Genomic DNA, 19,232 nt, shown 5'->3' on the forward strand with positions numbered 1-19,232 from the left:
AAAAAATAATTGCTTACTAGACTAATAAATCGGAACTGTCGTTTTTCTCGATGCGGTAAAGCGTATCGTTGCATAATACAAAGATGGCTTGTGCTGCTTGATAAAGCTGGTCCGCAGTAGCGTCTTTTTTGACATTGCTGAAGGTCTTGGATCGTAAAATTGGATTTCCTTCACCATCCACGCCTGTTTCAAATACGATACGAAGCTTCGTCGTAGTTAATCGTGCCTGTGCCATTGTTTCTCACCTCCTCCTTACACCTTCTATATAAAGAAAAATGAAAGAAAAGGACAGGGTCTTGGAAAATAAAAATTAACCTGGTGTCTGCTAAGATTTGCCTTTCAGTGAAAGCAACCTTCGACAAATTCCTTACTGGAAAAAACAATGAAATCCTTATTTAACAAGGTAAAATTCGATTCTAATCAAACGTTTGATTGGAAATGCTTTTTGTGGGAATAAGTAAAAGATTGTAAAAAGATCACTAGTTTTGCTAGCTTAGTCGATAAATAGAGAGAACAGAACATTTTTATCGACAAAAAATTTGCTTGAAAAGGAGAAAAGGTTCGTTTTTCAAAAGGTTTTGTTGCGGTTTTAATTAAACGTTTGATTAACAATATGTTTCGTGAAAAGGGTCGAGATTTGTCTGATTTAGTATGTTTATTGAGGAAGGGTGTATGAAATTCTTCTTATTTAGATTTCGTGGCAGAAATTTTGATCCGTTATGGGGGGACATAGATCAATAGAAGTGTCCCTTTCGAATGCTTTTATTTTTAAAAGATTCTTAGCTTTCTTCGGTTCGCAGATAAAATGCTTCGGTACGCAGATAAATGTTGTATTTACGCAGATAAATTCCTCGGAATCGCAGATAAACTCGCATTTAACGCAGATTAAGCATAGAAATGCCCGTAAAGTTCCGGATTATTTCCATACTTGGGGGGAGATTTAGAAGTTTAGGGTATTTTGCCCCGAACCGTACCATAAGTAAATGCGGTTTTTTCAATCATTAATAAATGAGGCAACTACCGTTTTGGGGTAGTTGCCTTTAATCATTTCAAAAGTATTTAAGCTTTAATCCAGTACCTTATTTCTTGATTAAGCCAATCTCAACCAATCTTTCATACAGAAAGTCACCAGCTGTAATGGCAGGATATCTTTCTGGATTTTCTTCAGAAATACAAGCTGGAATGGTTTCTAATAAGCAAGTGCTATATGGATGGACGAAGAAAGGCATAGAATAACGAGCTGTGTTTTCTCCCTCAGGGTTCACGACGCGGTGCGTTGTAGCTGGGATCACCTCATTTGTAATACGAGATAACATATCTCCAGCATCGACAATAATTTGTCCTGGCTTCGCTTTGACTGGCATCCAGTCTCCTTCACGTGTTAACAGTTCTAGTCCGGAAGCAGTGGATTCCACTAATAACGTAATAAGGTTAATATCTTCATGCTCGGCTGCACGAATGGCATTTGGATCCATTGATTCTTCTAATGGGGGATAATGAATGGTACGAAGGATACTATTTCCATCCTTAATCATATCCGCAAAGAAGTTAGGGCGAAGATCAAAATGCATAGCAAGTGCTTCGAGCATATTACGTGCCACACGCTCTAATTCGCTGTAAAAGTTTACAGCAAATTGCTTCAGTTCAGGAACTTCCGCTGGCCAAATGTTGGCAGGATATTGACTGGTTAGAGGATGGCCGACAGGTAATTCTTGGCCAACATGCCAGAACTCTTTTAAATCGCCAACTGTACGGTTTTTCGCATGCTCTTTACCAAAACCTGTGTATCCACGTTGACCTCCATTAATACCTTCATATTGTTTTTTTATATCAACATCTAGATTGAATAACGTTTTCCATAGCTCGTAGTTTTTTTCAATTAGCTTAGGATCAACCCCATGGCCCTCTAAAATGATAAAGCCTGTTTCTTTTAAACCTGCAGCAAATTCTTCTGCAAATGCAGCTCGTTGCTCTGAATTCCCGTAGGTGTATTGCTTTAAGTCTAAGGTGCGAATCATTAGATTTGTCATCTTCTATTTGTCTCCTATCCATTTTGTAAGCGCTTCAAAACTATATAAAAGTAACATAACATTTAGGTAAACACAATAGAAAAATTATTGGGAAAACCAGGACCATGGGAGGGTTGTCGCGACGTGAGAACGGCGTCCCGAAGAATCCGGCCATCCTCTACAAAAACAGCCCTCCCTAAAGTAAGGAGAGCTAGCCTAGTCTATTTTCTTCTTGATATAGGTTTACCAGGAATAATTATATGCTTTCCAGATGCCATTTACTTTTACCATTGAGAGCTTTTGTTTAACATCAGGGGGATCCATTTGGAATTGGAAATTGTTTCGGCAAATGAAACCCATTAACAACTCTTTGCTTTAGCTTCATGAGCACCCTGATCATACAAATAATAACTGTTTTTTTTCAGTGATTTAGCTTTATACATGGCTACATCAGCGTTTCTTATTAATGTTATCGTCTCTGTTCCATGTTCCGGAAAAAAGGCTAAACCAATACTTGTAGAAGTCTTGATTTGAATCTTATTGATGGTAATAGGCTTATTCATCTCCTCAAGGATTCTTTTAACAATGTTTATAACAGCAGGTTTGTCCGTGTCTGGTAAAAAGATCACGAACTCGTCACCGGCATAACGTGAAATCGTATCCTCTTTGCGTATGCAGTCCAAAAGTCGATTTCCCATTTCCTTTAATAAAAGATCACCCACTTCATGTCCATGATTATCGTTGACCTGTTTAAATCCATCAAAATCTAAAAATAAGACAACACCCGTTTTATTTTCTTTTCCTAAATCGATCAGTGAATGAGTCAAATTCTCTTCAAAATATCTCCGATTTGACAGTCCCGTCAACTGATCATAATAGGATAGGGCTTTAAATTTTTCTTCTGCCCCCTCTAATCGAATCCTTTGTTTCATTACAATAAAGAGGAAGGGCATAAAGATTAATGTAGTGCTAATCGTACCAATGAGCTCTTCCGTTCCAACCACCGGTATTTTCCAAGCCCAGTGGATAATCCTATATAGAACGTTAAATTCAGAAACTTTTAAAACCAGTAAACCCATTAAGATAAAAATGATTTTATATGACCAATTTAAATATTTATTTTTTCTTATTTCCAAAAAAGTCAACTCCAATTTAGAACATCCCTTTTAACAGATTACTAAATCCCAACGAGTACTTCAAATGATGTTTTCTGGTAAAAAAACCTCACTCCAAATCCGGTTTAGTTAGATAACTCCCGTTCAACATTTTCTCAAATATCCACTTTTGCCAACTTTCTTATTGACAAATTTAAGCTGCTTCGGCAGCTTATTTATTTTTTCTGAGCAATCAAGATGAATATATAGACGGAAAGAGTCGTTAACGAAGAACCTTTTTTTGTGCTATTATGTCATTTTTTGATCGTTTGGGAGAGTAATCGGGAAAAGTTAAACGAAATAATCGACAAATTATTTCCACGGAAACTAGACGATGATCGTTTTCCAAAAGGCTTTGTCCCGGTTTTAATCAAACGTTTGATTAAAAAAATAAGCGTCAGCAGCTGTCGATTCATAAAGAAAGGTGATGGTTGTAACCATTTGGTTGGCTAATCCACATTTCATATATTTCCGCATAATAAAGCCATTAAATTTTTTCCAAGAAGCCGTAGCAGTTTCAGAGAGATTGTCGGAATGGAATGTAAGGGTTATTCGGATAGGACAAGCGGGAAATTGCCGGTAGAGAGTCCGAATGCAAGACCTAAGCAGAAAAGTTTCAAAAATAAAAAGTTAAATTAAACAGCAATTAGGATAAAACGAATCACTTTTGCATCATTCGATGTAAAAAAAGTTCAATGATAGATTCGTGTGAAAAGTAAACAATCATTTACACTTTCTACGAATTACACATTACAATGATGCGAAATGTGTTCAATCTGAAATGAGTATTTTAAAAACTATTCTATGAATGGGCCCTTTTTTCAGTACTTAATATGGCATAATTCTTGCATTTATAAAAAAAGGGAGGTGATGTCAGAATGGTATATGGTTTATAATCAATCAAAAGGTATAAAATCAAACTATTAAAAATTTTGGAAAATTTAGGGTCTGGTTATAAGCTATTTCAACAATTTTTGGAATTTAAGAAAGGAACAAATAGCAAACCTCTTAGAAGATTTATCCTCAATATCGTTATCTCCAAACAAGTTAAAATGGAATAGAAACAAGGGGCTTTTGGAAGTGGTTTTTAAAATTTAGAAAGCGCTTTAATTTTCAATCACTATAAACGAGAGGTGTAGTATATGAACATTGAAAAACGAAGCATTGAATTTATTCCTGAGAATGAGAGGCATGGCAATGCTAAAAGCTTAATCACAATGTGGTTTAGTGCAAATATGCAATTAATGACACTTGTTACTGGTGCTCTTGCAGTCACAATGGGTCTAAATCTCTTTTGGAGTGTTGTGGCAATACTTGCGGGAAATGGGATAGGCGGTATTTTCATGGCCTCTCATTCAGCACAAGGTCCAAAACTGGGAATTCCGCAAATGATCCAAAGTCGTGCACAATTTGGTGTAAAAGGTGCCGTCATACCATTGATTGTTGTTATTCTAATGTATATTGGTTTCTTTAGTGCAGTCGCTCTGCTTGGAGCAGAAGGACTTAGTGCAGTAACACCGATACCAATGAATTGGTCATTAGTAGGACTCAGTGTGATTACGCTGATTTTCGGTATTTTGGGATATGATTTTATTCATTCATTAGAAAAGTACTTAAGTTTTCTCTCAACGATTTTATTTGGTATTGCAACGATATTAGTCCTAACAATTGGAGTGCCAGCGGGCAGCTGGTCCATGGGTGATTTTCACTTTGTCCCTTTTATGCTATTTTTGAGCATCATTGTAACCTGGCAAGTGGGTTTTGGACCATATGTTGCAGATTATTCCCGATATCTTCCTAGCAAAACATCAACTTCAAAGACGTTTTGGTACACTTATTTTGGAAGTGTAATTGGGGCCGTTTGGATGATGACTCTGGGGGTTCTTTTGACATTGGCTATACCTGATTTCATGAATAATTCTACTTTGCACTTTGCTAACATGTTTGGTTCCAATTTCTCTGTGATCGTAGTATTGGCTCTTATTTTAGGAATCGTTGCACTAAATGTGCTGAATATTTATGGGACATTTATGTCAATCACGACAACACTCGTATCATTTGTTGACCTGCGCATAACGCCAAAGCTCCGAGCATGGCTTCTATTTGTAGCGGCTTTTCTAGGAACTGCAATTGCGATCGGAGTACAAAATAATCTGCAGGCATACTATACAGAATTTATGATTTGGCTGGCTTATTTTTTACTTCCATGGAGTTCAATCAACCTAACAGATTATTATTTCTTACGTAAAGGTGAGTACAGCGTAAAAGATATCTTTGATGTAAATGGGATATATGGGAAATATAATTGGATCAGTTTAATCGTTTACCTGTTTGTTGTTATGATTGAGATTCCATTTATGCACACCTCCATGTATAAGGGACCTATCGCAAATGCTTTGGATGGTGCCGATATAACCTGGATTGTAGGGATCTTTTTACCTGGAATACTCTATTACTATCCAATGAAACTCAAATTAAATCAAATGAATTTAAAGTTGGTTAAATCGAATATTGAAGGATAATTTCTATGATTTATCCTTCAATATAATCAATTATCTGAATAATCAAAATAATCTTTTCGGTCAGGAATTACAATTTGAAAATTTTATCCGAAATATGTGATTTAGATGAAGGCCCTTACAAATTTCAATTAAGGAGGGATGGAAAATGAATAACATGACTAAGGATGAAATGAAAATAGTAAACGACCATTTCCTTATGGACCAACAATTATCAATGGACCTGCAACATATTCTCAATGAAATGTCAGATGAATCTAATCTTGGTTTGGACTTCAATAAGAAGGAATACATTTTCCTTTTTGTTGTTGGAATAGTGATTCCTGCTTTACTGATGATTGGGGGATGGTTCTTATGAAAGCAGGAAAAAATATTGAATTATCTATTTCGCAGGAAGTAGCCCAAGGAAGCTGGCCATTACCGAAAAATAAACGGACTTGGACCTCCTGGGGACTAGCCGGAGTAGCTTTAAGTGCCGGAGTTGCAGCATGGAGCTACTCCATTGGCGGCTATGTTGCCTATTACCTTAATGCTACAATGGGAACATTGGCAATGATTGCAGGTTGTTTAGTAGGGATGTTTTTTGTTGTTCTTGCAACAGTTCCGGTAAGTGTTAAATATGGAGTAGAAAATATTGCTTCCAGTAAACCTATTTTTGGTCAAAAAGGATCGGTATTTGCAATTCTTCTGCAGTATGCATCCATTGTTGGCTGGAATTGCTTATTAATCATTCTATTTGGAAAAGCTGTAAGTGAGGTTCTTTTGGCCACCGGCTTACTTCATTCAACCTCACAACAAATCGTCACAGCCATTAGTTCCCTTGTAGCCATTTCTATTAGTTGGATTTCATTACGTGGCGGATCTGCTGCAGTTAAAAATACCTCACTTATTATTAGCCTGCTGGTAGGTTTAACCGGAATATTAATCATGTATAAATTAATCAGCACAGTTGGAATTACTAAGATTTTTCACGCAAAACCCCTTGCCTCTTCGGGTGACCGCCTATGGGATTACACGGCTGGTTTTGAGATCTTAGTTGCGAGTGTTCTGTCGTGGTGGCCTTATATGGGAGGCATTGTTCGAATGGTCCCAAGTTCCGGAAAAACGTTATGGCCCACCATGCTTGGAATGGGATTACCAACTGGTGTTATCAGTCTAATCGGCCTCTATTCAGCGCTTGCAACTGGAAACTATGACCCTACTAAATGGTTTGTAGAAGTCGGTGGAATAGGGTTCGGTATTATTGCATTACTATTTTTAGCATTGGCGAATATAGGAACTGCGATTGTAGGAGCATACACAACTGGAATTGGTTTAAGGCAAATAAAATGGATTGAAAAGAAAACGTCCTGGAATCAAACTACCCTAATTGTTCTATTACCTGTCGCGATTATATGTGTATTTTTTGCCGACCAATTTTTAAATTCAATTCCTTCGTTCCTTGCATTTCTTGGAGTTGTATTTGCTCCAATAATTGGAATTCAAATCACAGATTACTTTCTTTTAAGAAAACAAAGAATTTCTCTAAATCAGTTATATATGAATGGAAAGGAATCTAAATATTATTTTTGGAAAGGAGTTAATGTTGCAGCATTTATTTCGTGTATAATCGGATTTTTTGCATATATTTATTTACTTGACCCCATCACCTATAAATCTGCATCTTTCTTTAAATATACCAGTGCATCAATTCCAGTGATCATATTATCTGGACTTTGTTACTTCCTTCTAACTAAAATCATTGTGATACCTTCTAAAAAAGGTGATTACCTATAGGGTGGAAAAAGCACTGTTTCACGGTTGAAATTCCGAAATCCTATCATTAATAAATTAATCTAAGAAAGATATCTTAAAAAATCTCTAAAAGTTCACTGTAAATATAGCCTATATAAATAAAGCCAGAGAGCTCCATTCTAAAACTCTCTGGCTTTATTTTTCTTTGATTAGCAGAAATGAATTAAAACTCTTTCCCTAGATCATAGGCTTGTTGAAGGATATTTTGATAGAATACATGGGCAGAATCGATTCCATCTTCATGGATTCCTTCACCGAAGGTATTATAGATGATCTTTACCTCGGAATCTGCAATACCACAATAACCCGCTATCCCGATGTTTAGATGATGTTCTAGTAATTTATCATATTTCCTTTTTTTAAAGCTGCTTTCTGATTCACCTGCTAAGGCAATCCATAATATTTTGTTCTGCTCCATTTTTCGTCCTCCACCATAAGCAAAGCCATGGTTCCAAACCCTATCAATCCAACCTTTTGTGATAGCAGGTAAATTATACCACCACACTGGGAAAATAATAGATATTGCATCATTACGCCTCAATCTATTCATTTCATGTTCCACAGCGACAGAGTATTGTTTATTAGGATCGTTCCAGTCAGGCTCATCCGCTTGAAATAATCGCGGATCGAAATTTTCCCGATACAAATCCAAAACCTCGGGATTGTGGCCGGCATTTACGAGGCCTTCATTAAATGATCTTGCAACAGCAAAAGTAAGTGAATCTTCTCGCGGGTGACTTAAGACTGATAATACATTCATCGTTAGTTGATTTCTCTCCAATTTATAGGATATAAAGAGTATAAAAATCTCACCTCACTATCTGTTCCATATGTGACTTTTGCGCCTTCATTTAAAAAATATAAGTCGCCCTCTTTTGCCTCCATTTTGCGATCACCTTCAATGATAAACATTTCACCAGAAATCACATAGACCACTTCATCGTATTTCAATTCCCAATCAATTGTAGCTTTCTTTAGATGTTTAAATCCACTTCCAATGGTTGTAGATAGCCCGGATAGATTTCTTGAGAAGATGGCTAAATCGCCTTGAGCACCTGGTACATTTTCAAATTCGGTTTCATTTCCTTTTAATAAACTAACTAATTTCTTCATTTGACTGATTTCTCCTTTACATCATGATTTATTTTACACCTTATTTAAATGCAAAATATATGCCAACTTTTAATAGAAAGGAGTTTCAACTTATTGTAAGAATGGGTATTATTTTTAAAAAAATGGCTCTGTTAATCTTGGTTGTTGATTTCCGCTCCAATCAACTTTGTTTAAAAGTCAACAATGTTCTATAACACAGCCAAAAAAATAGAAGTTCGAATCTAAATTGTTTCATCTTGATGCAGTTTAGGTTCGAATAATCCCTTTTGTGATGTTTTTCTTTGTAAAAAAGATGAAAATTTGTTGGCATGTTAGTTGCATATATTTTGTATAAGTTTTTGTTTTGCCATAATCCAATTTTGGAAGGGGATCCGTTTTATGTTATTAGAAAATCTTTTAGAGGAAACAGCCAATCATTTAATTCGCTATTATTGTCTCGCATCAACGAATCATAGATATGATCTTGTTTTTATGCATTCAGAAATGTACTTCGGGAAAGCAATGGCTATTTCCATTCAAAATGGGCAAATGGTCATGTTAAATTATAATGACATTTCCGATGAAGATTACTGGGCGCGTAAGCTTGATATTAAAGAAGAAGACATTGAGGAGTTTCGAAACTTACTATCTTTGGTTTTAGATAAGAATCAATTACTAGAAAAATTTTAACTACTTAAAAAAGATTTATTTAATCTCCTTCAAGGAGCTGAAAAAGAGAATTTCTTTTGATAGTCTCTTATGTCAACCTGGTAGGGGAATTTTATGGTCAAAAAACATTCTGAAAAAAATCGAACACAAAAAGACTCAATACGATTCTTTTTGTGTTCGATTTTTTTGTTGAAACTTCCCACAAAATTCTTTTTTAATGGTTTTTTGATGCGTTTTTGCCTCAATGACAAATTTGTTTGATTAGAAGTTGTTTTATCTAAAGCTGATATTTTGTTGGCATATTTTTTGCAAGTATATGTGTAAGAGGTGAGGCAGTTTATGAATCATATCATTTGTTATGTACCAATTCAGAGTGGAAAGGTGATAAATGAAAAAACATGGGGGCTTTATCATTTTGCCAAAAAAATTGCACAACTAGAACATTCCCGTTTCCTGGCGATCGTAGTACATTCTGGACTAGAAGAAAAAACATTATTAGAACTTCCCTTTGACGAAGTTTATCATGTAAAGCTTGAGGAAGAACAATGGCACCTTGTGGAAGCTCATATTCAAGCATTTGAAAGAATTTACCAAGAATTATCCGCGATTCAGGGAATGTGTTTATTCTCATCTGGTTATCTCTATCACGATATTGCTACAAGTCTATCTGATAAACATAAATCAGATATTAGTATAAAGGTCTTAGAAGTTAAACAGATTGGCGATGGCCCAAAAAACTATATGGTTAGGAGAAGCTTATACAACGAGAAAATCCAAGAATGGATTACATTAAGTCCAGAAATAAACTTCCAATATGTCACAATCGATCAAGCAATCTTATACGGTGAAAAGGAAAATGGTCAAAGACCAAGACTAAAAGGTATCCATTTTAAGTTTGAAAATGATCGTAAAATCAAATTTGTTAAATCGTCGAAAATGTCACTAGAAGAACTTAAAATTACAGAAGCCCGTTGTGTCATTGGGATTGGAAGAGGGGTAAGCGGTTGTAACCAGGAGGAACTTAATCTGATTATGAAACTGGCAGAAATTCTGAACGCACCTATAGGGGGAAGTAAAGTGGCGGATGAATTGGGGTTAATTCCTAGGGAAAATAGAATTGGCGCAAGTGGAAGCAATATAGAGGCTGACATTTATATCGCAATCGGAATTTCGGGCTCAACACAACATCTTGAAGGAATAAGAGGAGTTAAAAATGTAATCGCGATAAATGATGATGCCTCAGCTCCAATTTTCAATCGCTGTGACATCGGAATCGTAGGGGATTTCAGAGAAGGGGTTAAAATGCTTGTTGAATCTTTTGAAATGGAAAGGCGGTATCAGGAAGCATATGCTTAATTTCGTAGTTCTTGTAAGATCTGTGTTTGATTCCATATCAATCAAGTGGGATTATCAAAATCAAAAACTTAAGTATTTGTCTGATAACTTTAATAAACAAGATTTACATGCACTGCAATGGGCATGTAATTACAAGGAGAAACAACCTGCACATATTACCGTGTTATTAATGGTAGAAGAAGGAAGAGAAGTCTCCTTGCACCGTATTAAAAAATTCCCAATCGATGTCTGCAAAGTTGTTCATGTTCCTGAAGGTGATCAACATTCAACGGATATGGCTCCATACATTTATGAAGAGCTAAAAGAGAGTCACTATGATGTAATTCTTTGCGGTTCAGAAAGTGAAGACATGCAAAGAGGTACAACTCCCATCCTTTTAGCTAGATATTTAAATATACCTTACATTTCCAGGGTGTATTCAATTGATTCCGAACTCGGTGATGATACATGGGGTGTTCAATGTAAGGAAGGCAGGAGTACACTGCATACTTTCACTATCAAACTCCCAGCCCTAATCGGTGTGGAGCGATCGGTCACACCATTAAGGTACATATCTCGAATCCATGGGAATAAATCAGTTGAAATCATAACCAAGAGGGCAGGTCCGATTCAAAGTGCAACGGTTAAAAATAAACGGATAAAAATTTCAGAGAAACAACCGGTGATCCGCTATCTTGAAGTTCCTACGGATTTTTTAGCCCAACATCGGATGTTGAGTGTCGCAGGGATTACAAAAAATCAAAATGAAAAAAGTTCAGCGAAGACTAAAAGTGTTCCTACTCCTGAGCATATTCATTTTATTGCTAGAAAAGTAGAACAATGGTTGAAAGAGTAGGTGGGGAATCAATGGTTGCAAGACACACTTTTTGGAACATTTCTTCAGGATTAAAAATTTCACTATATGTTTTTGCTTCGTTCGCTATTTGTATTTTTCTATACGGCTTTTACCGCCGCTATCGATTGTGGAAACAGGGGAGAAAGGTGAAGGTAAAGTGGGAAGATGTAAGAGATAATATAAAAATTTTTCTTACTATGACTGTCAAACAGGAAAAAATTAAACGGGATAAGTTTTTTGGACTCATGCATCGATTTACGAGTTATGGATTCGTTATTTTGTTTATTGGTACCTGCTTAGTAGTGGTTGATTATGATTTCCACATTCCGATCTTACGAGGGAACTTCTATCTTTTTTATGAACTTTTTTTGGATGTATTTGGTGTACTTTTCATTGCTGGTTTGTTGATGGCCATTTGGATTCGTTCAAAGAAGAAGAGACCCCGTCTTAAAAATGGTTTTGCCGATAATGCATTTTTGTGGCTGCTCGTTTTTATCGGAATTGGGGGCTTTATGGTTGAAGGCATTAGAATTGCAGAGACCAAGGTTGAATATGGGGGGTGGTCCCCTGTTGGATATGCTCTGGCTAAACTGTTCCAAAACAATCAGGGATTATCGGGATTATATGGAGTATTTTGGTTCTCTCATGCATTACTCGCTTTTTTATTAATTGCACTAATACCTTATACAAAACTATTCCATATCATCATGGCTCCAATCAATATCTTTTTTCAACCAATCCACCGTACAGGAATGTTGAGAAATCCTGAATATGAGATGAAAAAAACAGGACAAATCGTTACAGACCTAAATAATATTCAAAGCGTTACCAAAATTAAAGACTTTACTACCTGGCAATTGTTAAGTACCGATGCTTGCACAGAATGCGGGCGTTGTGATTCTCAGTGCCCAGCAAATATAAGTGGCAAGCCACTATCTCCAAGATCGATCGTACTAAAGATTCGAGATAATATGGCAAAAGAAAGAGAAGTTGCTTCCTTTATCTCTGCTGAAGAGTTGCAGTCCTGTACGACCTGTAGTGCCTGTGTGGAAGCTTGTCCGGTTGCAATTAATCATGTTGATCTCATTATGTCAATGAGAAGAGGGTTAATTAGCGAGTCTGTTATGGGGAAACAGGTTGAGAATATGCTTTTAAATGTTGAGGAACAGCAAAACATCTGGGGAAAACCTTGGTCTGAAAGAAGTCGATGGAGCGAGGGGCTGCAAGTTCCGCAGTTAGATAGAGAAGATAACGAAGTGATACAGGAGGAGATTATCTAATGGAAGTATTGTTTTGGGTAGGATGCGCAACAGCATATGATGTACGTTTGCAAAGCATTGCCAGAGCATTTGTTGATATTTTAAAAAAAGCTGATGTCGATTTTGCAACCTTAGGTGCAGAGGAGCGTTGTACAGGAGACATGGCTCGACGTGCAGGAGATGAAGCTTTGTTTCAAGAGTTAGCATTTACAAATATAAAAACCTTGAAAAAACATAAGGTGGATTCCATTGTTACAACCTGTCCGCATTGCTTCAATATGTTTAAAAATGAATACCCGCAGCTTGGTGGCGATTATAAAGTAATGCATTATACAACATTTATTTATCAACTGATCGAACAAGGGAGAATAAAAATTCCTGATAAGCAAAATCGTGAGTTAATTACCTACCATGACCCTTGCTACCTAGGAAGACAAAACGGGGTATTTGACGAGCCAAGGGACATTTTAGAAATGCTTGGTTACGAGCTTAAAGAGATGGACAAAAATAAAAAACAATCCATGTGCTGTGGTGCTGGTGGAGCTGCAATGTTCCAATCACCCAGCTGCGGAAAAAAAATCAATACAATCCGTGCGGAAGAAGCAGTCCAAACCGGGGGGAGTATGACGGTTACCTCTTGTCCATTTTGCTTTAGCATGATGGAAGAAGCGCTTGGATTACTTCAACAAGATGGCAAAACAAACATGGTTTCAAAAGATATTGCTGAAATTGTAAATGAACTAGTAACGAAGGGAGATTAACCTATGTCTCAATTTAAGTATCTGTTCACACCGATAAAAATTGGTCCACACTGGATTAAAAATAGGATATTGAGTACTGGGCACATGACCACTTTTGTTAAAGATAACTTACCTACCGACCAATTCATTGCCTATCACGAAGAAAGAGCAAAGGGAGGCGCTGGGTTAATTGTAATAGAGGCAAATGCTGTCCATTGGACGGCTGCGTTTACCTCGCATACGATTATGGCTTATACGGATGAGATGCTCCCTTATTATAAAAAATTAGCAGAAGCTGTTCATCCCCATGGAACTAAAATGTTTGTCCAACTATTCCATCCGGGAAGAGAAGTATTCCCTTCAGGGGGGGCCATAGCAGTAGCCCCTTCTTCGATTCCAAATGATCGATTTCGGGTAATGCCCAAGGAACTAGAAGTAGAAGAAATACAAGAGATTATAAATGGTTATGTGGAAACGGCGGAAAGGGTAAAAAAAGGCGGACTGGACGGGGTAGAAATTGTCGCTTCACATGGTTATCTTATCAGCCAATTTTGGTCTTCGAGACTTAACCTGCGAACCGATCAATATGGTGGATCATTTGAAAATCGGCTGCGTTTCTTAAAAGAAATCATTGAGGGTATTCGGCAAAAAGTAGGAAGTGAAATAGCAGTTGGTATGCGTGTGAGTGTAGATGATTATGAGACAAATGGTTCTACTTTTGAGGAGGTAAAAGAAATACTGGTGTATATCGAAAAGGAAATTGGAGGATTAGACTACTTTAACTTAACCGGAGGAAGCTCTGCCACACTTATGAGCTCTATTTTTATTGCGCCGCCATCCCCTGTCCCTCCAGCACATTTTTCAGCTTATTCAGGGAAGATGAGGGAATTATTATCTACACCTGTATTCGTGAATTCAAGAATCAATGATCCTGTCATGGGTGAAAAGGTTTTGGAAAGCGGGCAGGCAGATATGGTGGGAATGACCCGTTCTCTTATTTGTGACCCTCACATGCCTAATAAGGCAATGAGGGAAGAGATGGAGAAAATTCGGTATTGTATTGGGTGCAACCAAGGGTGTATTGGACATATGCATAATGATTTACCCATAACGTGTATTCAAAATCCCGTTACCGGCAGAGAGTTGCAATTCGCTCATATGTCAAAGGCCAAAAATATCAAAACGGTAATTGTTATTGGCGGAGGTCCATCGGGGATGAAAGCAGCTGTTATTGCAGCGGAAAGAGGCCATAAAGTTACTTTATTTGAGAAAGAAGAAGAATTGGGGGGACAGGTGAAATTAGCACGCAAAATACCTGGACGTGAAGAGTTTGGGGAGCTGGTAGCTAATCTAAAGCGTGAGCTGGCCTATCACCGTGTTGTTGTAAAAACAAATACGAATGTAACCAAAGAATTAATTCTCTCGCATCAGCCTGATGAAGTGATCGTGGCAACTGGAGCAACCCCCTATATTCCGAATGTTTCCGGTATTCATCTTCCAAGCGTAATAACGGCTTGGGATGTGTTGATGAAAAAAGAACCGGTTGGAAAAAAGGTTATTGTAGCTGATTGGAAAGGTGACATGCCAGGTATAGGTGTAGCTTTATATTTAGCTGAGCAAGGACATGAAGTGGAGTTAATCAGTGCTTGTTATCAAGTTGGATATGGTCTTCAACAGTATGTACGAGATGTGATGCTGTCCAAACTGCATTTATTAGAAGTGAAAATGACACCACAATACAATCTTCATAGGGTAGAAGCAGCAAATATTACATTTGAAAACATTTATACTGGGCAAATGTTGGTAAGGAATCAAGTAGATACGCTGGTGCTTGCCACAGGAAACCAACAAGTTGTAGACATTTATTATCAATTAAAGGGATCCGTACCAAGTCTTCATCGTATTGGGGATTGCATGTTGCCTCGAACGGTTGAAGAAGCAATTCTTGAAGGATTTGAAGTAGCCGCTAATTTATAGACAAATGAGAAGCCCCATTCTCATGGGGAATAACGAATCTTATAAATTAAAATTGGATAGATTAATAGTTTAATGTTACTGAATCATATAGAAAGTATGTAAAGGAGTAAAATGTATGCGTTATTTAAATTACATTAATGGCGAGTGGGTAGAACCATTTTCCGGATCTTACAATACAAATTCAAGTCCAATTGATGGCCGGGAACTGGGGGAATTTCCTGCTAGTTCAGTAGAAGATGCGCAGAGGGCGATTGCCTCAGCAAAAGGTGCTTTTTCATTATGGAAAAGCCTATCTTATAAGCAACGGGCATCCTATCTATTGGCAGCAGCAGCAATTTTGAAAGATAAAGTAGAAGAAATAGGTTATGACTTAACGTTAGAAGAAGGAAAAACAATAGCTGAAGGTATAGGAGAAACACAGCGAGCTATAAGTATTCTGGAATTTTTCGCGGGAGAATCTGCCCAATCGATTGGCAGTGTAATTCCTTCATCCAATGAGAAAACACTGATTTATACTAAGAGAATACCATTAGGACCTGTTGGATTGATTACTTCTTGGAATTTCCCAATAGCTATACCGGTATGGAAGCTGGCACCTGCTCTCATTTACGGAAACACAGTCGTGATGAAATCTGCCGACCTGACGCCTAAATCGGTTTATCATGTAATAAGTGCATTTCATGAAGCAGGCATACCACCGGGAGTCATTAACTGCGTGTTTGGAAGTGGTAGGGTCATTGGAACGGAGCTTGTCAAAAATCCTGATATTAAAGCAATATCTTTTACCGGATCAAATAAAGTTGGAAATGGGATTAAGGAACTGGCTATTAGCACTGGGAAAAAAGTGCAATTAGAAATGGGCGGGAAAAACCCATTAATTGTGTTGGCAGATGCAAATATTGACAAGGCGGTTGACCTAGCCATTAAAGGAGCATTTCTATCAACGGGTCAGAAATGTACTGCTACCAGTCGAGTCATCATAGAAGAAAAAATTTATGACGAATTTCGGACTAGATTAATCGAACAGACAATGTCACTTAAAGTAGGAAATCCCTTAGAAAAAGATACCTTTATGGGACCGTGTGTTTCCCATTCACAGCAAGAAACAGTACTTTCATTAATTAAAGCAGGAAAACAGGAAGGATTATTACTTTACGGGGGAGAAACACTGCAAAATCCAAATCTTCAGCAAGGCTTTTATATACAGCCGACCATATTTGAAATTGATTCTCAAGAAGCGCGTATTGCTCGAGAAGAGATTTTTGGACCTGTCATTGTACTTTTAAAAGCAAAGGACTATCACGAGGCCATCCGGTTTGCAAACGATACAGAATTTGGACTTAGTGCATCCCTTTGTACGAATAATCTTAGCCTAGCCCAAGAATTTATTGATGAGATAGAAGTAGGTATGGTTCATGTGAATTCAGAAACCACAGGTGCTGAGCCGCAAGTGCCATTTGGAGGGGTGAAAAATTCCAGTTATGGACCGAGAGAACAAGGGAAAACTGCCATTGAGTTTTATACTCAAGTGAAAACCATATATGTTGATCAATTATAGTTGACCAAAATATCGATGTAAGTTATGAACATCATAATTTAGAGATTGGATAACAATCTCTTTTTTGTGCAGATAGAGATCATTTATTTTAAAGTATATTGAAAATTATTAATATTAGTAATGTTGTGATAATTATGTTAGAATAAAGATGCAAATTGTGTTCAGTTAACAGAAAAATCTGATTAGTTAAATGAAATGGGCGATAAGGAATCTTATTTTAAAAAAACTTTCTAATGGTGGTATTGGATGATTAAATTTAAAACTGCTTTACCATTACGTACCTTCAAGGGACAACTTTGTAAAAACTTAAAGCAATTCCTAGATGTGTCAAATTTTCTTTATATCCTTGTAGATAGCCAAGAAGGGGTTCAGGGGATCGTAGATGAAATGAGCTTTTGGAAACATGTCGCGGTAAAAGGCTGGGAATCCGAAATAAGTGGCTGTTTTAACGATCGTTTTATCATGATTGAAAATGAGGAAATGCTTATTTCTGAAGCAGGCACGAATCCTGATGTGGAGTACTTTATTTTGCGGGATTCTCTGGATGTATATAGGGTATATAGCAGCTTGGAAATTGAAACTACCGCCCTACGCCAGCATAATAATTCTCTCCTAAATAATGTTGATTTATTAAATAGAGAGATGGATTCACTTCGTCAGCAGGTCAATCAGTTAAAATGCATCCTTGATTCCTCCTATGATGAAATTTTTGTCACTGATGGACAAGGAAACACATTATTCGTCAGTGAAATTTCTAAAAAAATTACGGGTTTCCCACCGGAACTCTTTATAGGAAAGAACGTTAGGGAACTTGTTAACCAAGGTCTCGTTGAAAACTCCGTTAGTCTTGAAGTGATTAAAACCAAGAAAATAGTGTCTCGCCAGCAGACTTATACCAATGGAACAACGGTTTTGGCTACTGGAAAGCCGGTTTTTAATGATAAAGGAGAGATTAGTCTCATTATTATTAATTCGAGAGATATATCGGAACTTGTCAAGTTGCGCAATCAAATTGCTTATGCCAATTCTGTTATTGATCGTCAAAAACAATTACTATCTGATTTTCAATCAAATCCCCTTTTGGAAAGGCTGAATACGCGTTCCGAAAAAATGTTCTCTATTATTGAACTTATTGAAAAGGTGTCCCCAACTGATTCTTCTGTGTTAATTGAAGGGGAATCAGGAGTGGGAAAGAATTTATTGGCTCGCCTTATCCACGATAAAAGCAGAAGAAATGATCGGAATTTTGTACAAATAAACTGTGGTGCTATATCTCCTTCCTTAATTGAGGCGGAATTATTCGGGTACGAGCCCGGATCTTTTACAGGGGCTAACAAAAGCGGGAAAATCGGCCTAGTAAAACAAGCGGATGGGGGGACTTTGTTTTTAGACGAAATAGGGGAACTACCAATGGACCTGCAAGTCAAGCTTTTGCAGCTCGTACAGGAAAAAACCTTCATCCCGGTTGGTGGTACCAAGGAAATAAAAGTGGACATCCGGATTATTTCTGCAACCAATAAAAATCTCAAGCAGAGAGTAAAGGATAATCTTTTCCGAGAGGATCTGTACTATCGGCTTTATGTGGTTCCAATCACCGTACCACCTTTACGCGAGCGTGTAGAAGATATAACCTTGCTAATAGAATATTTTCTTAAAAAGTTTAATGATAAGTATGAACACTCTATTATGATCGACGACGAGGCAATCAATCTTTTAAATGGCTATGAGTGGGGCGGGAATGTGAGGGAGCTTGAAAACCTTATCGAACAATTAATCGTGACTGCCAGGGGAGCAGTGATTTATGAAATCGATTTACCCTCTTATATTGTAAAAACGCAGGAGAAAACAACGCCAAGGGTAACCGTATCTGGTATTCTTCCGCTAAAAATAGCTGTGGAAGAAACGGAACGTCAGCTTCTAAAAAGGGCACAGGAAAAGTACAAAACCTCCCGTAAAATGGCTAGAATACTAGAAGTGAATCAGACGACAATTATTCGGAAAACACATAAATATAATTTAAATTTAAGTAATGAAGAAGAGTTTTCCGGCTTGTAAAAAGGGATTGTTTATCAGTGACCTCCAAATATAGGAGTATAGAAAGGGTAAGTTTGGTTGAACACATTTTGCATCGATTGTTCATTGTAGAATGTAATTCATTTTTTTAAGTCCACTTTGTGGTTGACATGAATAAAGCGATGGCAGGTTCCGTAAATGATATCATCATCTATTAGTATATCGAACCTTTATTGCATCAATAGATGCTTAATAGG

At 37.2% G+C, this 19,232-nt stretch carries 16 protein-coding genes; 11 read left to right on the forward strand and 5 right to left on the reverse strand.

Features of this window, described 5'->3' with window-relative positions:
* Nucleotides 1-16: 16 nt before the first annotated feature.
* From E2K98_RS04875 to E2K98_RS04885, 3 genes are all read right to left on the reverse strand, one after another.
* Nucleotides 17-235, reverse strand: coding sequence for a DUF1659 domain-containing protein (locus E2K98_RS04875; RefSeq protein WP_133333135.1), 219 nt, complete (start codon nucleotides 233-235; stop codon nucleotides 17-19).
* 844 nt (nucleotides 236-1,079) lie between these two features.
* Nucleotides 1,080-2,030 carry an isopenicillin N synthase family dioxygenase gene (locus tag E2K98_RS04880; RefSeq protein WP_133333136.1) on the reverse strand — a complete coding sequence of 317 codons (951 nt, stop codon included), beginning with the start codon at nucleotides 2,028-2,030 and terminating at the stop codon, nucleotides 1,080-1,082.
* A gap of 338 nt (nucleotides 2,031-2,368) precedes the next feature.
* On the reverse strand, nucleotides 2,369-3,145 hold the full coding sequence (locus E2K98_RS04885; protein ID WP_133333137.1) for a GGDEF domain-containing protein: 777 nt from the start codon (nucleotides 3,143-3,145) through the stop codon (nucleotides 2,369-2,371).
* A gap of 1,160 nt (nucleotides 3,146-4,305) precedes the next feature.
* On the opposite strand from E2K98_RS04885, the gene E2K98_RS04890 reads away from it, so the two are divergent.
* The 3 genes from E2K98_RS04890 to E2K98_RS04900 all read left to right on the forward strand — a co-directional run bounded on the left by E2K98_RS04890 (nucleotide 4,306) and on the right by E2K98_RS04900 (nucleotide 7,458).
* Entirely contained in the window at nucleotides 4,306-5,685 is a 1,380-nt protein-coding gene (locus tag E2K98_RS04890; protein WP_133333138.1) for a purine-cytosine permease family protein, read from the forward strand.
* Between the two features lie 145 nt (nucleotides 5,686-5,830).
* Entirely contained in the window at nucleotides 5,831-6,040 is a 210-nt protein-coding gene (locus tag E2K98_RS04895) for a hypothetical protein (RefSeq protein ID WP_133333139.1), read from the forward strand.
* A complete protein-coding gene (locus E2K98_RS04900; RefSeq protein WP_165976173.1) occupies nucleotides 6,037-7,458 on the forward strand; it encodes a purine-cytosine permease family protein in 1,422 nt (473 codons plus the stop codon). The genes E2K98_RS04895 and E2K98_RS04900 overlap by 4 nt, the downstream gene beginning before the upstream one ends.
* Nucleotides 7,459-7,639: 181 nt before the next feature.
* On the opposite strand, the gene E2K98_RS04905 is transcribed toward E2K98_RS04900, so the two are convergent.
* Both E2K98_RS04905 and E2K98_RS04910 read right to left on the reverse strand, forming a co-directional pair.
* On the reverse strand, nucleotides 7,640-8,236 hold the full coding sequence (locus E2K98_RS04905; protein WP_133333141.1) for an NAD(P)H oxidoreductase: 597 nt from the start codon (nucleotides 8,234-8,236) through the stop codon (nucleotides 7,640-7,642).
* Between the two features lie 2 nt (nucleotides 8,237-8,238).
* Nucleotides 8,239-8,589, reverse strand: coding sequence for a cupin domain-containing protein (locus tag E2K98_RS04910; RefSeq protein WP_133333142.1), 351 nt, complete (start codon nucleotides 8,587-8,589; stop codon nucleotides 8,239-8,241).
* Nucleotides 8,590-8,967: 378 nt separating this feature from the next.
* Between E2K98_RS04910 and E2K98_RS04915 the strand changes: the two genes are divergently transcribed.
* From E2K98_RS04915 to E2K98_RS04950, 8 genes are all read left to right on the forward strand, one after another.
* Complete coding sequence (locus E2K98_RS04915) at nucleotides 8,968-9,258, forward strand: SAV0927 family protein (protein WP_133333143.1); 291 nt, start codon at nucleotides 8,968-8,970, stop codon at nucleotides 9,256-9,258.
* A gap of 318 nt (nucleotides 9,259-9,576) precedes the next feature.
* Nucleotides 9,577-10,593 (forward strand): electron transfer flavoprotein subunit alpha/FixB family protein, encoded by a 1,017-nt coding sequence (locus tag E2K98_RS04920; RefSeq protein ID WP_133333144.1) that lies wholly within the window; start codon nucleotides 9,577-9,579, stop codon nucleotides 10,591-10,593.
* Nucleotides 10,586-11,428, forward strand: coding sequence for an adenine nucleotide alpha hydrolase family protein (locus E2K98_RS04925; protein WP_133333145.1), 843 nt, complete (start codon nucleotides 10,586-10,588; stop codon nucleotides 11,426-11,428). The genes E2K98_RS04920 and E2K98_RS04925 overlap by 8 nt, the downstream gene beginning before the upstream one ends.
* Nucleotides 11,429-11,439: 11 nt before the next feature.
* On the forward strand, nucleotides 11,440-12,708 hold the full coding sequence (locus E2K98_RS04930; RefSeq protein ID WP_165976174.1) for a (Fe-S)-binding protein: 1,269 nt from the start codon (nucleotides 11,440-11,442) through the stop codon (nucleotides 12,706-12,708).
* Nucleotides 12,708-13,448, forward strand: coding sequence for a (Fe-S)-binding protein (locus E2K98_RS04935; RefSeq protein ID WP_133333147.1), 741 nt, complete (start codon nucleotides 12,708-12,710; stop codon nucleotides 13,446-13,448). The genes E2K98_RS04930 and E2K98_RS04935 overlap by 1 nt, the downstream gene beginning before the upstream one ends.
* Before the next feature lie 3 nt (nucleotides 13,449-13,451).
* A complete protein-coding gene (locus E2K98_RS04940; protein WP_133333148.1) occupies nucleotides 13,452-15,404 on the forward strand; it encodes an oxidoreductase in 1,953 nt (650 codons plus the stop codon).
* A 115-nt stretch (nucleotides 15,405-15,519) separates the two neighbouring features.
* A complete protein-coding gene (locus E2K98_RS04945; protein ID WP_133333149.1) occupies nucleotides 15,520-16,962 on the forward strand; it encodes an aldehyde dehydrogenase family protein in 1,443 nt (480 codons plus the stop codon).
* Nucleotides 16,963-17,208: 246 nt separating this feature from the next.
* On the forward strand, nucleotides 17,209-19,017 hold the full coding sequence (locus E2K98_RS04950; RefSeq protein ID WP_133333150.1) for a sigma-54 interaction domain-containing protein: 1,809 nt from the start codon (nucleotides 17,209-17,211) through the stop codon (nucleotides 19,015-19,017).
* Nucleotides 19,018-19,232: the final 215 nt, after the last annotated feature.

Source organism: Bacillus salipaludis (genome assembly GCF_004358205.1).

Bases quoted from the DNA above. Each gene is read 5' to 3' on its own strand.
- E2K98_RS04910 (WP_133333142.1), bottom strand. From the start codon at position 8,589: ATGAAGAAATTAGTTAGTTTATTAAAAGGAAATGAAACCGAATTTGAA.
- E2K98_RS04930 (WP_165976174.1), top strand. From the start codon at position 11,440: ATGGTTGCAAGACACACTTTTTGGAACATTTCTTCAGGATTAAAAATT.
- E2K98_RS04935 (WP_133333147.1), top strand. From the start codon at position 12,708: ATGGAAGTATTGTTTTGGGTAGGATGCGCAACAGCATATGATGTACGT.
- E2K98_RS04915 (WP_133333143.1), top strand. From the start codon at position 8,968: ATGTTATTAGAAAATCTTTTAGAGGAAACAGCCAATCATTTAATTCGC.
- E2K98_RS04900 (WP_165976173.1), top strand. From the start codon at position 6,037: ATGAAAGCAGGAAAAAATATTGAATTATCTATTTCGCAGGAAGTAGCC.
- E2K98_RS04940 (WP_133333148.1), top strand. From the start codon at position 13,452: ATGTCTCAATTTAAGTATCTGTTCACACCGATAAAAATTGGTCCACAC.
- E2K98_RS04945 (WP_133333149.1), top strand. From the start codon at position 15,520: ATGCGTTATTTAAATTACATTAATGGCGAGTGGGTAGAACCATTTTCC.
- E2K98_RS04925 (WP_133333145.1), top strand. From the start codon at position 10,586: ATGCTTAATTTCGTAGTTCTTGTAAGATCTGTGTTTGATTCCATATCA.
- E2K98_RS04920 (WP_133333144.1), top strand. From the start codon at position 9,577: ATGAATCATATCATTTGTTATGTACCAATTCAGAGTGGAAAGGTGATA.
- E2K98_RS04890 (WP_133333138.1), top strand. From the start codon at position 4,306: ATGAACATTGAAAAACGAAGCATTGAATTTATTCCTGAGAATGAGAGG.
- E2K98_RS04905 (WP_133333141.1), bottom strand. From the start codon at position 8,236: ATGAATGTATTATCAGTCTTAAGTCACCCGCGAGAAGATTCACTTACT.
- E2K98_RS04950 (WP_133333150.1), top strand. From the start codon at position 17,209: ATGATTAAATTTAAAACTGCTTTACCATTACGTACCTTCAAGGGACAA.
- E2K98_RS04880 (WP_133333136.1), bottom strand. From the start codon at position 2,030: ATGACAAATCTAATGATTCGCACCTTAGACTTAAAGCAATACACCTAC.
- E2K98_RS04895 (WP_133333139.1), top strand. From the start codon at position 5,831: ATGAATAACATGACTAAGGATGAAATGAAAATAGTAAACGACCATTTC.
- E2K98_RS04875 (WP_133333135.1), bottom strand. From the start codon at position 235: ATGGCACAGGCACGATTAACTACGACGAAGCTTCGTATCGTATTTGAA.